Raw genomic sequence first — 14,767 nt, 5'->3', positions numbered from 1 at the left:
GTGTCCGCCCTTCCTGAGGAGTCCCGGTGCCCGTTCTCGGGTGACGAGCCCGTCGTTCCGGCCCAGTACGTCACGTGCCCCGGCTCCGACCCGCACTCCGCCGCCGCGCGGCTGCGCGAGCGCGGTCCCGTCCACCCCATCGACTTCCCTGCGGGCTCCGCCGACCACGCGTACGTCGTCGTCGACCACGCGAGCGTCATGCGCGCCTTCAGCGACCCGGGCATCTCCAAGACCCTGGAGGCGGCACCGGCCTGGTTCCGCGAGCAGACCGTGCAGAGCAGCTCCGTGCTCACGAGCAACATGCTGCTTGCCGACCCGCCCGAGCACACCCGGCTGCGCAGGCTCGTCAGCCGGGCGTTCCTGCCGCGCCGCATGGAACTGCTGCGCCCGCGCGTCCAGGAGATCACCGACGACCTGATCGACGCGTTCCCCGAGTCCGGCGAGTTCGACCTCCTGGAGGCCTTCGCGCTGCCGCTGCCGATGATGGTGATCTGCGCGTTCCTCGGCGTCCCCTACGCCGACCGGGACCGGTTCATCGACTGGGGCAGGGTGCTCAGCCAGGACCCGAGCCAGGAGGGCGAGGCCGCCCTGGAGCGCAAGCGCGTCAACGACCAGGTCGTGGAGTACTTCACCGACGTGCTCGCCCAGCGTCGCGCCCAGCCGCAGGAGGACCTGCTCGGCGACCTGGTGCGCGCCGCTGACGAGGACGGCATGTTCACCGACGAGGAACTCGTCTCCACCGCCATCTTCCTCGTCATCGCCGGCCACAAGACCACCGCCAACCTCGTCGGCAACGGCGTCTGGGCCCTGCTCCGCCACCCCGACCAGCTCGAACTCCTCCGTTCGAAGCCCGAGTTGACGGAGTCGGCGATCGAGGAGTTCCTGCGCTACGAAGGCTCCGTCGACCGCGGAACGCTGCGCACCGCCGCCCGGGACGTGACGCTCGGCGGACAGCCGGTCCCCGCGGGCAGCTTCGTCCACCTCTCGGTGTCCGCCGCCAACCGCGATCCCGCCGTCTTCCCCGATCCCGACCGTTTCGACATCACCCGCTCGCCCAACCGCCACATGACCTTCGGGCACGGACCGCACTTCTGCGCCGGCGCACCGCTCGCGCGTCTCGAAGGACACATCGCCTTCGAAACACTGCTGCGCCGCATTCCGGACATCGCGTGCACGGTGCCGCCTGAGACGCTGACGTGGGTCGCGGACAGTTCCATCAGCCGGGGCCTGGAGCGGCTGCCCGTCCGGATCACGGGCAAGAAGCCGCGCCACACGCCCACCGTCTGACACGTGATGCACGGACTCCAGAAGTACAGAACTCCGGAAGTACAGAACTCCAGAAGTACCGAACTCGCAGAGCAGGAGCACCACTTCATGACCGATGAATCCACCGCCCCCGTAGCCCTGATCACGGGCGGATCCAGCGGCATCGGCGCGGCCACCGCCCGCAAGCTCCTCGCCGAGGGGCACCGCGTCGCCGTCACCGGCCGCAGCGGCGAACGGCTGCAGCGCTTCGCCGAGGAGACCGACGCCAAGCCCGGCACCCTCCTCACGCTCCCCGGCGACGCCGGCGACCACGCCAGTGTCGAGGCCGCCGTGCAGGCCGTCCTGGACGCGTACGGCCGCATCGACACGGTCGTCGCCAACGCCGGGTACGCCACGCACGACTCGCTCGCCGACGGCGACCCGGCCGGGTGGCGCGACATGGTCCTCACCAACGTGCTCGGGCCCGCCCTCCTCATCCACTACGCGCTGCCCGCGCTCAAGGAGACGGGCGGCCGGATCGTGCTGATCGGCAGCGTCGCCGGGGTCGTCTACACGCCCGGGAACATCTACGGCGCCACCAAGTGGGCGGTCACCGGCCTGGCCGAGAACACCCGCCGCATGGTCACCGCCGACGGTGTCGGCGTCACCCTGGTCGCCCCGGGCCGGGTGGAGACCGGCTTCTGGGACGCCGCGGGCGGCGCACCCCAGGGCGGCATCAACCTCACCGCCGACCAGATCGCCGACTCGGTGGTGTGGGCCGTGCGCCAGCCCGCCGGCGTCGACATCAACTCCGTCGTCGTCCGCCCGGTCGGTCAGGCGGTCTGACCCTCCGGTCAGCGCGACGCCGCCCCGCGCGGGCGTCCTGGAGGAGGGACGCCCGCGCCGGGGGGAGGCGCGTGGGGAGAGGCGCGCGGGGAGGGCCGCCACCGGGCATGGGCCGTGCCGCCCTGCCCACCCCGCTCGCCTCCTCGCCTCCCGCCCCCTCGCCTCCGCCCCCTCCACCCTCGGCCCCTGGGCCGACGACCGCGGCCCGCGCGCGTGGCCGCCACCGCACCCTGCCAGGACGCCCGCACACGTCCTCGCCCCCTCGGGGGCCACTGCCCACCCCGCCCCGCAGCACCCAGGAGCGCAGTCATGTCCACCGAGACGTCCGCCACGGCCCCCACCCCGGCACACGCACCCTCGGCCGGCGACCCGCACACCGCACACGACCGGCTGTGCACCGACCTGGCCCGCATGTGGGGCGACGTGCTCGGCACCGGGCCGGTCGACGCCACGGCCGACTTCACCGAACTCGGCGGCAACTCCCTGCAGGCCGCGCGGATCGCCGCCCGCATCCGCACCCGCCTCGGGATCCCCGTGTCCGTGGCCGAGTTGTTCGAGCACGGCACCGTCACCGCCCTGGCCCGCCTGCTCGCCGACCGGCCCGGCGACACCGGTGACGCGCTGCCCCCGGTGACCCCCGCTCCCGGCGCCGGCCCGCTGCTCGCCCCGGCCCAGCGGCGCCTCTGGTTCCTCGACCAGCTCAGCCCCGACGCGGGCACCGCGTACAACGTGCCCGCCCTCACCCGGCTGCGTGGTCCGCTGGACACCGCCGCCCTCGACGCCGCCTGGCAGGACGTGGTCGACCGGCACGAACAGCTGCGCACCGTGTTCACCTGCACCGGCGACGTGCTGCACGCCGAGCCGACCGACAGCCGGGCCGGACTCGACCTCGTCGACCTGACCGGCCACCCCGACCCGTACGGGCACGGCCTGCGTGCGGCCGAGGAACGCGCGGCCCGGCACATCGACCTTGCCACCGGCCCCCTGGCCCGGCTCACCCTGTACCGGCTCGCCGCCGACGACCACCTGCTGCTGCTCGTCCTGCCGCACCTGGTCTCCGACGGCCGCACCCTGGACGTCATCGACCAGGACCTCGCCCACGCCTACAGCCGCCGCACGGGCGGCGCACCGGCACACGAGCTGCCCGAACCCACCCTGGGCTACCGCGACTACGCCCACTGGTCGGCCGGCCTGGACGCCGAACGCCTCCTTGCGGCGTGGCGCCCCCGCCTCACGGGCGCACCGACCGTCCTCGACCTGCCCGCCGACCACCCCCGCCCGGCAACCCGCTCACACCGCGGCCACCGGCTCACCCGGCGCACCACCGGCGCCCTGCTCACCGCAGCGGCCCGGCTCGCCACCGCCACCCGCACCACCCCGTACGCGGTGACACTCACCGCCTACGCCACGCTGCTCGGCGAACTCACCGGCAGGGACGAGCTGTTGATCGCGACCCCCATGGACGGACGCCCCGATCCGGCCCTGGAGGACGTCGTCGGCTACTTCGCCACCACCGTGCCGGTGCGCCTGCGCCCGTGCGGTGACCCCGACCGTCCCGGCGCATTCCGGCGGTCGGTGAAGGAAACCCACGGCGTGGTGCTCGACGCCGCGAACGACCAGCACGTGCCTTTCGAGCAACTCGCCGCCGAACTCGCCCCCGCGGGAGACCTGTCCCGCACCCCCCTGACCCAGGTGGCCCTCGCCTACCAGGGCCGCCGCCGTCCGCTCGCCCGGTTCGACGGCCTCGACGCCGAGCCGCTGCCTGTGGACAACGGCACCGCCAAGTTCGACCTCACCGTCGAGATCCACGAGCTGGACGACGAGTTCGAGGTCACCGTCGAGTACGCCACGGACCTGTTCACCCGGGAGCGGGCGCAGCGGATGCTCGACCGCTACCTGGACATCCTCGGTGCGGCGGTGCACGCGCCGGAGGCACCGGAGGCGGCTGCTCCCGCTCAGGCTTCGGCCGGACGGCGGTCCACCCGGGAGCTGGCCGACCCGCGCCGCCTGCACGAGATCTTCGCCGAGACCGCCGCCCGGCACCCGCACTCCGTCGCCGTCACCGACGGCACCCGCAGCCTCACCTACGCCGAGCTCGACCGTGCCGCCAACCGGCTCGCCCACCGTCTGCGCGCCCACGGCGCCGCACCGGAGAGTCTCGTGGGCCTGTGCGCCGAACGGACCGTGGACCTCGTCATCGGCGTCCTCGCCGTCCTCAAGTCCGGTGCCGGCTACCTGCCGCTCGATCCCCGGCACCCGGTCGCCCGGCTGCGCGACACCCTCGCCGACGCCGAGTGCCGCATCCTGCTCGGCGACCAGGCGTCCTGCGCCCCGCTGCTCGACGGCGACGCCCCCGTCTTCGTCCCCCTGACCTCCGACGGCGACGCCGGACCGGACGAGGCGCCCGAACCCCACCCCGGCGCCGGTGCCGACACCATCGCGTACGTCATCTACACCTCGGGCTCCACGGGCCGTCCCAAGGGCGTCGTCGTCACCCACGCCAACGTGACCCGTCTGTTCACCGCCACCGAGCACGACTTCGGCTTCGGCGCCGACGACGTGTGGACCCTTTTCCACTCCATCGCCTTCGACTTCTCCGTGTGGGAACTGTGGGGGCCGTTGCTGCACGGCGGCCGGCTCGTCGTCGTGCCGTACCTGACCAGCCGGGACCCCTATGCGTTCCTGGACCTGTTGCGCACCCAGCGGGTCACCGTCCTCAACCAGACGCCCACCGCCTTCCGGCAGCTCGCCGCGGCGGCCGAGGACGCCGGTTACCCCGACCTCGACCTGCGCACCGTCGTGTTCGGCGGCGAGGCCCTCGACCCGGCCACCCTCGACGGCTGGGTCGGCGCGTACGGCATCCGCAGGCCACGCCTGGTCAACATGTACGGCATCACCGAGACCACCGTGCACGTCACCGTCCGCCCGCTCACGCTCGCCGACCTGTCCGGCTCCCTCAGCCCCATCGGCCGCCCCATATCCGACCTCCGCGTCCACGTCCTGGACGCGGACATGAACGAGGTACCGGACGGCACCGAGGGCGAGATGTACGTGGGCGGCCCCGGCGTCGCCCGCGGCTACCTCAACCGACCCGAGCTCACCGAGCAGCGTTTCGTACCGGACCCGTTCGGCGCCCCGGGGGAACGCCTGTACCGCTCCGGCGACCTCGCGGTGCGCCGGGAGGACGGCGAACTCGAATACCGCGGCCGCATCGACCACCAGGTCAAACTGAACGGCTTCCGCATCGAACTCGGCGAGATCGAACGGGCCCTCCTCGACCAGCCCGGCGTCCGCGCCGCCGCCTGCGTGCTGCGCGAGGACACCCCCGGCCTGCCCCGTCTCGTCGGTTACGTCGTCCCCGCACCCGGCCACGACGACCCGCAGCCGGCGCGTCTGCGCGAGGCGCTGAGCGTACGGCTGCCCGCCCACATGCTCCCGGCAGCCGTCGTCCCCCTCGCCGAACTCCCGCTGACCGGCAACGGCAAGCTCGACCGCGACCGCCTGCCCGCCCCCGAGACACACCGCGCCACTCCCGCCGAGCACCGGACGACGGGGCCCCGCACCCCCGCCGAGCACACGCTCGCCGCCGTCTGGCGCCAGGTCCTCGACGTGCCCGGCCCGGACGTCGACGACAACTTCTTCGCTCTCGGCGGCGACTCGCTGCGCGCCGTCCGCGTCGCCGCGCTCGCCCGTGAGGCCGGTCTCCCGGTCTCGGTCGAGCAGATCTTCCTGCACCCGAGCGTGGCCGCCCTCGCCGCGGCCGTGGACGTACCGGACGAGGGCCCGCCGCCCGCCCCGGTCGTCTGCTCGACGACCCTCGCCGACCTCGACCCCGCCCAACTGCCCGCCGGCACCGCCGACGCCTACCCCACCGCGGCGATGCAGCTCGGCATCCTCTACGAGTGCGAGTTCGCCGAGGACGAGACCACCGGCCTCTACCACGACCTGATCAGCGTCCGCCTCGACGGCCCCTTCGACCGCACCGCCCTCGAACGCGCCCTTGCCACGCTGACCGCACGCCACGCCATCCTGCGCACCTCCTTCCGCCTCGGCACCTTCCGCGAACCGATGCAACTCGTCGCCGAGACCGCGCAGATCCCCCTGACCGTCGAGAACCACCTCGCCCCGCAGCCGGACGCCAAGACGCACGAACACCTGCTCCGCACCTGGTGGGACGGGGAGAAGGCGGACCCCTTCGACACTGAGCGCCCCCCGCTGGTGCGCTGCCATGTCCTGCGCACCGACCCTGACAGCTTCCAGCTCTCCCTCGCTGTGCACCATGCGATCCTCGACGGCTGGAGCCTCGCCCTGCTCACCACCGAACTCCTGCTCGCCTACGACGACGCACTGCGTCCCCACACCGCCGAGCCCGCCCTGCCGCCCGCGACCGGCGCCCGGTACCGCGACTTCGTCGCCGCCGAACAGCGTGCCCAGGCCGACCCGGCCGCCCGCGCCTGGTGGGAGACGCTGCTGCGACAGGAAGGCGAGCCCGCCGATCTGCCCCTCGACCCGGGTGGCGCCGCCGAGGACGAATTCGCCTTCCACGCACCGCTGCCCGACGACCTGGACACCGCCCTCGACGAGACGGCGGCCCGTCTCGGCCTGCCCGTCAAGAGTCTCTTCCTCGCCGCCCACGCCCGGGCCCTCGCCGAACTCACCGCATCCGAGCGGACGGTGACGGCCGTCCAGGTGAACGGCCGCCTGGAAGAGCCGGGGTCGGACCGCGTCCTGGGCCTGCTCCTGAACATGGTGCCGCTCCACCTCACCGCCCGCGGCACCTGGGCCGAACTGGCCGGCGCCGCCTTCGACGCCGAACGCGAACGCCAGCCGTACCGCCGCTACCCCCTCGCCGCCCTGCAACAGCTCACCGGACGCGGCACCACCCTTTTCCACGTCGCCTTCAACTACACCGACTTCCACACCTTCGACGACCTCGCCGCGCTGCGCGCGATCAGCCCGCGCGACTGGTGGTTCTCCGACCGGCACAGCTTTCCGCTCATGGTCGAGATCACCCGCACCCCGCACACCGGCCGCCGCGCCCTCGCTGTCACCCTCGGCGCCGACAGCCCGTACGCGGCGACGGGCGCCCGCCTGGGCCGCCTGGTACTCCGCGCCCTGCACGCCATCGTCGCGGACCCGTACGCGGCGGTCTCCCCCACCGAGGCGACGGAGCCCCGACGATGAACCGATCCACGCTGCCCCGCGGCCCGGTCCTGCTGACCCCGACACCCCGGCCCCAGGCCGCACACCGACTGCTCGTCTTCCCCCACGCGGGAGGAGGCCCGTCCTTCTACCGCGGCTGGGGAGGGGCGGCCGACGCCGACATCGAGGTGTCGCTCGTGCAGTACGCGGGGCGGGAGCAGCGCATCGGTGAACCTCCCGTACCCGATGCCCGGGCCGTCGCCGCCGAGGTGAGCGACGCCCTGCGGGCCCAGGGTGACAGCCGCCCCGTCGCGCTCTTCGGCCACAGCATGGGCGGGATCACGGCCTACGAGACGGCACTCGCCCTCACGGACGTGGACCTGTCGGCCCTGTTCGTCTCCAGCCGCCGTGCCCCCGCGACCATCACCCTGCCGGCCGGCCCGATCCCTCCCCGCACCGACGACGAAATCCTCTCCCACCTGCGTGCCCTCGGTGGCACCCCCATGTCCCTCTTCGACCACCAGGCGATCCGCGACGTCTACCTGCCGGTGTTCCGCGCGGACTACCGCCTCGTCGACTCGTACGCCCCCGGGCCCGCCCGCCACGCGCTCACTCTGCCGGTCACCGCCCTGTGGGGTACCAAGGACCCCACGGCCGACGAGGCCCTGATGGCCCCCTGGCAGGAGACGACCACGGGCCGGTTCCGCTTCCACGCTTTCGACGGCGGCCACTTCTACCTGGTGGACCATCTCGAGAGCGTCCTGAAACTGGTGGAGGAGCAGCTGGCCGGGCGAGGTTTCACGTGAAACGAGCCACGGGGCAGGCGAACGTCACCTCTCGCCTGCCCCACAGCCGCTCTGGTGGCCGCCGGTGTCCGACCTACTGGTCGTCCTGGTCCGCAGCCTCCTCCTCCGCCTGCTTCGCCTGAACCTCCGGGTCCAGGACCGAGGCGCCGCTGCCGTCCACCGAACTGAGCCGGGCACCCGACTCGGGCACCTCCGTCGCGGCGGGCGGTTCGACCAGCCAGTCGGGGTTGGCCTGCTTGTCCCACCACTTCCACGCCGCGAAGGCACCGCCGGCCAGTGCGGTCAGCAGCCCCAGCACCTTCACCGCCCGGCCGGCCCGGGAGCGGCGCTCGTGCTTGCGCGCCAGCTTCTGGATCTCCTCCGCGGAAACCTGGCCCCGCAAGGCGGCCAGGGCGGCGGCGCCACGCGCGGCCGCCTCGTCACGGACCGGGCCGGCCGCGGCCACAGCATGCTCGATCTTCGGACGTGAATAGTCGGCGGCCTGCCGGGCCGCCTTTCGGGCACGCACGGCGGCCTCCTGCGCCGCCAGGTCCACCCTCGGCGGCACATGCGCGCGTGCCTGTTCGAGACGTGGGGCGAGCCGGGCGTCGTACTGCACACGGGCCTGTTCAGCGGCCTGCGACACCACGGGCGCCAGCCGTACGCGTGCCTCCTGCGCGTAGAGCGCGGCACGCTCCTTGGCCGTGTCGGCATAGGGCGCCACCACTTCCGCGGCGTGCAGCACGCTGTCCTTTGCCGAGCCGGTCGCGGCGCGCACGCTGTCGATGCGGGTCACGGGTTCCTCCTCCTCGGTGGCGTACGGTATTTCGACTTTCCACCCTTTTACGGATCATGCCTGCCAACGGTCCGTGCGGCATGCGAGGGCGGGCATATGGGTGCTGATCGCTCCCTTCGGCTCCATCCGGATGATTTCCGGGCAACCCGAGCCTGTCTCGACCCTGCCACGAATCACCGCCCGGCGCTGCCTTCCGGGCGGAACTCGTGGCCGTCGGGCGACGCACGCGCCCGGCCGTGCGAGGATCAGGGAGTCACAGGAAGACAACGGAAGGCAGATCGTGGCCGAGCAGCTTTACGCCACCCTGAAGACCAACCACGGCGACATCGTGGTGCAGCTTTTCCCGAACCACGCGCCCGAAACGGTCAAGAACTTCGTCGAGCTGGCCCAGGGAGAGCGCGAGTGGACGCACCCCGGAACCGGTGAGAAGAGCAAGAAGCCGCTCTACAACGGCACGATCTTCCACCGCGTCATCAGCGGCTTCATGATCCAGGGCGGCGACCCGCTGGGCACCGGCATCGGCGGCCCCGGCTACAAGTTCGGGGACGAGTTCCACCCGGACCTGTCCTTCAACAAGCCGTACCTCCTCGCCATGGCGAACGCCGGCCCGGGCACCAACGGCTCGCAGTTCTTCATCACCGTCGCCCCCACGACCTGGCTGAACCGCAAGCACACCATCTTCGGTGAGGTCACGGACGCGGCCAGCCAGAAGGTCATCGACGCCATCGTCGCCGTTCCCACCGGCCGTAACGACCGCCCGGTCAACGACGTCGTCATCGAGTCGGTCGTCGTCGAGAAGCGCGAGGGCTGAGCGCCTCACCGCTCCCCGGCCGGTTCATCCCGCAGGGAACCAATCGCCCCGCTCGTCCGTACCAAGGATGAGCGGGGCGGGGCATTGCCGGGGGCAGTCCCACGACGAGCAAGGGGAGCACATGGACCAGGCCGAAGCCGGCACGCAGGGCGCCCACCACGTGCCCGTGTGCTATCGGCACCCGGACCGCGAGACCGGCGTACGCTGCACCCGCTGCGAACGCCCCATCTGCCCCGAGTGCATGGTCAGCGCCTCGGTCGGCTTCCAGTGCCCGGAGTGCGTGCGCGGCGGCAGCGGCACCGGACACCCCCCGACCGCCGCCCAGCCCCGCACGATCGCCGGAGGCACGCTCACGGCCGACCCGCGGCTGCTCACCAAGGTGCTGATCGGCGTCAACCTCGCCGTCTTCCTGGTGCAGATCGCCGTCGGCGACCGCTTCACCAACCGGTTCGAACTGATCGGACAGGCCTACACCCCCCTGCTCCCCGGGGTGCAGGGCATCGCCGAGGGCCAGTACTACCGCCTGCTGACCGCGATGTTCCTGCACGGCGGCTACGCCCACATCCTCTTCAACATGCTCAGCCTGTGGTGGATCGGCGGCCCCCTGGAAGCCGCCCTCGGCCGCGCGCGCTACCTGGCCCTCTACGCCGTCTCGGGCCTTGCCGGCAGCGCCCTCACCTATCTGCTCGCCGCACCCAACCAGCCCTCACTCGGCGCCTCCGGAGCGATCTTCGGCCTCTTCGGCGCGACGGCCGTGCTGATGCGCCGCCTCAACTACGACCTGCGCCCGCTCATCGCCCTGCTGGTGATCAACCTGATCATCACCTTCACCTGGGCGAACATCGCCTGGCAGGCCCACATCGGCGGCCTGGTCGCCGGGGTCGTCACGGGGTACGCCATGGTCCACGCCCCCCGCCAGAAGCGGTCAATGGTCCAGTACGGCACCTGTGCCGTCGTCCTCGCGGTCGTGGTGGTACTCACGCTGGTCAGGACCGCACAGCTCACCTGATACCGAACCGTTGTCCACAGCCTGTGGCGGATCTTGTGCACCGTGTGCGGACACAGTTGCGCCCCCTGTCGCTCGGATGTGTTTCCGCAGGTCAGACAGGGGGCGAACAGGTGTATCAGGAACGCTAGGCCAGTCACACCGGCGTCAACGCCCGATGAGTTATCCACAGATCGTCTTTCTTTTCCCCATGTGGACAACGCTGTGGATAACTCAGAGGACAGCCCTGGGGAGAGCTACTTCCACTGCGTGGAGACGCCGAAGCCGGCGGCGATGAAGCCAAAGCCGACCACGATGTTCCAGTTGTCCAGCGCGTCGATGGGCAGCGAGCCGTTGGTCACATAGAAGACGACGATCCAGGCCAGACCGATGACGAACATGGCCAGCATGACAGGGGCGACCCAGGCGCGGCTGTTCAGCTTGATCGCCTGCGCCTGCTTCGCCGCCGGCGGCGTGTAGTCGGCCTTCTTGCGGATACGTGACTTCGGCACGAGGGTCTCTCCTGTCGATGCGCTGCGTGGCCGCGCAGGGAACTGGGTCGGGGCTCGGGGCAGCGTACAAGGGGCCAACACGACGACTCTGTGGTGCTCCCCCGGGCGTCCGTTAGCGTAGTGCTTCCGTGGCGCCGAAGGAGATAAGGGTACGTTGAGCAATTCTGCCGACTCCCCCGGGACGGGGGCAACGGGCTCGGGCCCTGGCCGCAGCCGGCGTTTCCGCCCGGTGCGGGTGCTCACCGCTGCCGTCTTCGCCCTGGCGGGGCTGATCTTCTTCACCAGTTTCAACACGGCCAAGGGCACCGACATCCGGCAGGACGGTTCCCTGCTGAAGCTGTCCGATCTGATTCAGCAGCGCAGCCGTAAGAACAAGGAGCTGGACGAGTCCAACGCGGCCCTTCGGGGGAGCGTGGAGTCCCTCGCCGAGAGCGACGACGGCAGTACGAAGGCGCAGGACCGGGAGCTCAGCGGACTGGAGGAGAGCGCCGGTACCCAGAAGCTCACCGGCCGGGCCGTCACCGTCACGCTCAACGACGCCCCGCCCAACGCCACGGCCAAGCTGCCCGGCTACCCCGAGCCGCAGCCCGACTACCTGGTCATCCACCAGCAGGATCTGCAGGCCGTGGTGAACGCGCTGTGGCAGGGCGGCGCCAGGGGCATCAAGGTCATGGACCAGCGGCTGATCTCCACGAGCGCGGTGCGCTGCGTCGGCAACACGCTGATCCTCCAGGGCCGTGTCTACTCGCCGCCCTACAAGATCACGGCGGTGGGGGACCCGGACCGGCTGCAGCAGGCGCTCGCGGCGAGCAAGGCGATCCAGACCTACATGGTCTACGTCAATGTGTACGGCCTCGGCTGGAAAGTCACCGACGACGGGACGGTGACTCTTCCGGGCTACTCGGGCACAGTGGATCTGCACTACGCGAAGCCCGTGCAGTAGCCATCCGCAGCCGTCCGTACACGGAGGCGCCGGTGCGCGTGATCGTCCGGACCGTCAGCGAGCTGTGCATCACCGCCGGCACCCTGATCGTGCTCTTCGTCGTCTATGTGCTGTTCTGGACGGGGGTGCGGGCCGACGGCGCCATGAACGACCAGATCGACCAGTTGCACCGGCAGTGGTCGAAGGGGAGCGTGCAGTCGGCGGCCGCGGCTCCGGGCGAACAGACGGTCAGGGCGACCAGGCCGGAGCCGTACCGCTACGGCAAGGCGTTCGCGATCATGTACATCCCCAGGCTCGGTTTCACGTGGAACAAGCCGGTCCTGGAGGGCACGGGCCGGGACGTGCTGGCGAGGGGGCTCGCCCACTACCAGGGCACGGCGCGGCTCGGCCAGGAGGGCAACTTCGCGGTGGCCGGCCATCGGCGGACGTACGGCGATCCGTTCAAGGACTTCCCGAAACTGCGGCCCGGGGACGCGGTCGTACTCACGGACGGGAGGACCTGGTTCACGTATCGGATCGACAAAGGGCCCTACAAAACCGTGCCGACGGACGTTGAGGTGATCGACCCTGTGCCACGTAAGTCCGGGTACACGCGTCCGGGCCGGTATCTGACGCTGACCACGTGCGATCCCGAATGGGGGCACAGTCACCGGCTGATCGTCTGGGCGCACCTGGACTCCACACAGTCTGTGGAGGCAGGCGAACCGAGGGCTCTGCGCCGTTAGTCTGGTGGCGTACGGCGTGAGTCCGGTGCCGTGGGGAGATGGAAGGAACGGCATGTACGGCTGGATCTGGCGGCATCTGCCGGGGAACGTGTGGGTGAAGGCCCTCCTCTCATTCGTCCTGGTCCTGGCTGTGATCTACATCCTCTTCCAGTACGTCTTCCCGTGGGCGGAACCGCTGCTGCCCTTCAACGATGTGACGGTGGACAACCAGTGAGTGCGCGGATTCTCGTCGTCGACAACTACGACAGCTTTGTCTTCAACCTCGTCCAGTACCTGTACCAGCTGGGTGCAGAGTGCGAGGTGCTGCGCAACGACGAGGTGTCGACGGCGCATGCCCAGGACGGCTTCGACGGGGTGCTCCTGTCCCCCGGACCGGGGACGCCGGAGGAGGCGGGGGTGTGCGTGGACATGGTCCGCCACTGCGCCTCGACGGGGGTGCCGGTCTTCGGGGTGTGCCTGGGCATGCAGTCGATGCAGGTGGCCTACGGCGGTGTGGTGGACCGTGCGCCCGAGCTGCTGCATGGCAAGACCTCGCTGGTGGAACACGGGGGCAAGGGGGTCTTCGCGGGCCTGCCCTCGCCCTTCACGGCGACCCGCTACCACTCCCTCGCCGCCGAGCCCGCGACGGTGCCGGCCGAGCTGGAGGTGACGGCCCGGACGCACGACGGCATCGTCATGGGCCTGCGTCACCGTGAACTCGCCGTCGAGGGTGTGCAGTTCCATCCCGAGTCGGTGCTCACCGAGCACGGTCACCGGATGCTGGCCAACTGGCTGGTGGAGTGCGGCGATGAGGGTGCCGTGGCGAGGTCGACGGGGCTCGCCCCGGTGGTGGGCAGGGCCACGGCGTGACCGCGCTGCGCCCGGAGCGCGAGACCGATGCCTCGTACGGGGATCAGTCGTACGAGGCTTCCGGTGCGCTTGGGGACTGGGACGCGGCAGTGGCGGGGGGCGCGGCCCACCAGGGGTCGTACGAGGAGTCGTACGGCGAACCGTATCCGCGGCCCGCGGACGACGAGACGATGGCGCTGCGGCTCTCCGACCTGTCGACGGGCGGCGAGAACGGGTCCATACGCGCCTCTGCGGCCCCTTCCGCCTCGTCCGCCACGGCAGCGACGGTCGGCGGCCGTGCCGCCCGCAGAAAGGCCGCCAAGCGGCGCGGTGGGCGTCATGGCGGCGGCCGGGAGGCGGCGCCTGAGGAGACCCGTGAGTCCGGCCGGCCGTTGTCCCGGGTGGAGGCGCGGCGGCAGGCGCGGTTGCGCAAGGCGAGTCCGGCCGTCGTCGCGAGCCGGGCGATCGGAGAGGTGTTCATCACCACCGGTGTGCTGATGCTGCTGTTCGTCACGTACCAGCTGTGGTGGACCAACGTCCGTGCCCATGCGCAGGCGGGCAGTGAGACGCATCAGCTGCAGGACGACTGGGCCAGCGGCAAGCGCAACCCGGGTGTTTTCGCGCCGGGGCAGGGTTTCGCCATCCTGCACATACCGAAGCTGGACGTGGTGGCGCCGATCGCGGAGGGCGTCAGCAATGCGAAGGTGCTCGACAAGGGCATGGTGGGGCACTACGGCGAGCCTCCGCTGAAGACGGCGATGCCCGGCGACAAGACCGGTAACTTCGGTCTCGCGGCCCACCGCAACACGCACGGTGAGCCGTTCCGGTACATCAACAAGCTCGCGGCCGGCGACGTGGTCGTGGTCGAGACGCAGGACACGTACTTCGTGTACAAGGTGACGTCGATGCTGCCGGTGACGGCACCGTCCAACACCAGCGTGCTGAACCCCGTTCCGAGGGGCTCGGGCTTCACCAGGCCCGGCCGCTACATCACCCTCACCACCTGCACGCCGGAGTTCACGAGCAAGTACCGGCTGATCGTCTGGGGCAAGATGGTCGAGGAACGCCCGCGCAGCAAGGGCAAGCCGGACGCGCTCGTCGAGTAGGGCATCGAGCAGGGCTGAAGCGAGTAAGGGCAAAGGCAGAGGA

General features: G+C 71.2%; 13 protein-coding genes. 11 read left to right on the top strand and 2 right to left on the bottom strand.

The genetic code is table 11. The features are described from left to right. The 4 genes from ACZ7HQ_RS24655 (at position 1) to ACZ7HQ_RS24640 (ending at position 8,039) form a co-directional block, all read left to right on the top strand. On the top strand, positions 1-1,287 hold the full coding sequence (locus ACZ7HQ_RS24655; RefSeq protein WP_470993822.1) for a cytochrome P450 family protein: 1,287 nt from the start codon (positions 1-3) through the stop codon (positions 1,285-1,287). Positions 1,288-1,374: 87 nt separating this feature from the next. After that, positions 1,375-2,091, top strand: a complete 717-nt coding sequence (locus tag ACZ7HQ_RS24650; RefSeq protein WP_470993819.1) for an SDR family oxidoreductase — start codon at positions 1,375-1,377, stop codon at positions 2,089-2,091. Between the two features lie 309 nt (positions 2,092-2,400). Beyond that, the gene (locus ACZ7HQ_RS24645; RefSeq protein WP_470993816.1) at positions 2,401-7,275 is read left to right on the top strand and encodes an amino acid adenylation domain-containing protein; all 4,875 of its coding nucleotides are present in this window, start codon (positions 2,401-2,403) and stop codon (positions 7,273-7,275) included. After that, the gene (locus ACZ7HQ_RS24640; RefSeq protein ID WP_470993813.1) at positions 7,272-8,039 is read left to right on the top strand and encodes a thioesterase II family protein; all 768 of its coding nucleotides are present in this window, start codon (positions 7,272-7,274) and stop codon (positions 8,037-8,039) included. Before ACZ7HQ_RS24645 ends, ACZ7HQ_RS24640 begins: the two co-directional genes overlap by 4 nt. A gap of 73 nt (positions 8,040-8,112) precedes the next feature. Here the strand turns inward: ACZ7HQ_RS24640 and ACZ7HQ_RS24635 are convergent, their stop codons facing one another. After that, on the bottom strand, positions 8,113-8,814 hold the full coding sequence (locus ACZ7HQ_RS24635; protein WP_470993812.1) for a DUF5324 family protein: 702 nt from the start codon (positions 8,812-8,814) through the stop codon (positions 8,113-8,115). Between the two features lie 280 nt (positions 8,815-9,094). Between ACZ7HQ_RS24635 and ACZ7HQ_RS24630 the strand changes: the two genes are divergently transcribed. After that, positions 9,095-9,625, top strand: coding sequence for a peptidylprolyl isomerase (locus ACZ7HQ_RS24630; RefSeq protein WP_470993809.1), 531 nt, complete (start codon positions 9,095-9,097; stop codon positions 9,623-9,625). 121 nt (positions 9,626-9,746) lie between these two features. Beyond that, positions 9,747-10,634, top strand: coding sequence for a rhomboid family intramembrane serine protease (locus ACZ7HQ_RS24625; protein ID WP_470993806.1), 888 nt, complete (start codon positions 9,747-9,749; stop codon positions 10,632-10,634). A 233-nt stretch (positions 10,635-10,867) separates the two neighbouring features. Here ACZ7HQ_RS24625 and crgA read toward each other — a convergent pair whose 3' ends face one another. Then, positions 10,868-11,122, bottom strand: a complete 255-nt coding sequence (crgA, locus tag ACZ7HQ_RS24620) for a cell division protein CrgA (protein WP_470993803.1) — start codon at positions 11,120-11,122, stop codon at positions 10,868-10,870. A 154-nt stretch (positions 11,123-11,276) separates the two neighbouring features. Here crgA and ACZ7HQ_RS24615 point away from each other — a divergent pair, with 154 nt between their 5' ends. From ACZ7HQ_RS24615 to ACZ7HQ_RS24595, 5 genes are read left to right on the top strand one after another with little or no spacing between them, the layout of a single operon-like run. Next, positions 11,277-12,065 carry a DUF881 domain-containing protein gene (locus ACZ7HQ_RS24615; RefSeq protein ID WP_470993801.1) on the top strand — a complete coding sequence of 263 codons (789 nt, stop codon included), beginning with the start codon at positions 11,277-11,279 and terminating at the stop codon, positions 12,063-12,065. 32 nt (positions 12,066-12,097) lie between these two features. Next, the gene (locus ACZ7HQ_RS24610) at positions 12,098-12,790 is read left to right on the top strand and encodes a class E sortase (RefSeq protein WP_470993799.1); all 693 of its coding nucleotides are present in this window, start codon (positions 12,098-12,100) and stop codon (positions 12,788-12,790) included. Between the two features lie 52 nt (positions 12,791-12,842). Then, positions 12,843-13,004: a hypothetical protein gene (locus tag ACZ7HQ_RS24605; protein ID WP_470993796.1), complete on the top strand. Its 162-nt coding sequence runs from the start codon at positions 12,843-12,845 to the stop codon at positions 13,002-13,004. Continuing rightward, positions 13,001-13,639: an aminodeoxychorismate/anthranilate synthase component II gene (locus ACZ7HQ_RS24600; protein WP_470993793.1), complete on the top strand. Its 639-nt coding sequence runs from the start codon at positions 13,001-13,003 to the stop codon at positions 13,637-13,639. The genes ACZ7HQ_RS24605 and ACZ7HQ_RS24600 overlap by 4 nt, the downstream gene beginning before the upstream one ends. Beyond that, on the top strand, positions 13,636-14,724 hold the full coding sequence (locus ACZ7HQ_RS24595; RefSeq protein WP_470993790.1) for a class E sortase: 1,089 nt from the start codon (positions 13,636-13,638) through the stop codon (positions 14,722-14,724). The genes ACZ7HQ_RS24600 and ACZ7HQ_RS24595 overlap by 4 nt, the downstream gene beginning before the upstream one ends. The last annotated feature ends 43 nt before the right edge of the window (positions 14,725-14,767 follow it).

The sequence above is a fragment of the Streptomyces sp. NPDC037290 genome (assembly GCF_055603245.1).
Note: the sequence above shows the minus strand (reverse complement) of the source record. Positions and strands in the feature narration are given on the sequence as shown.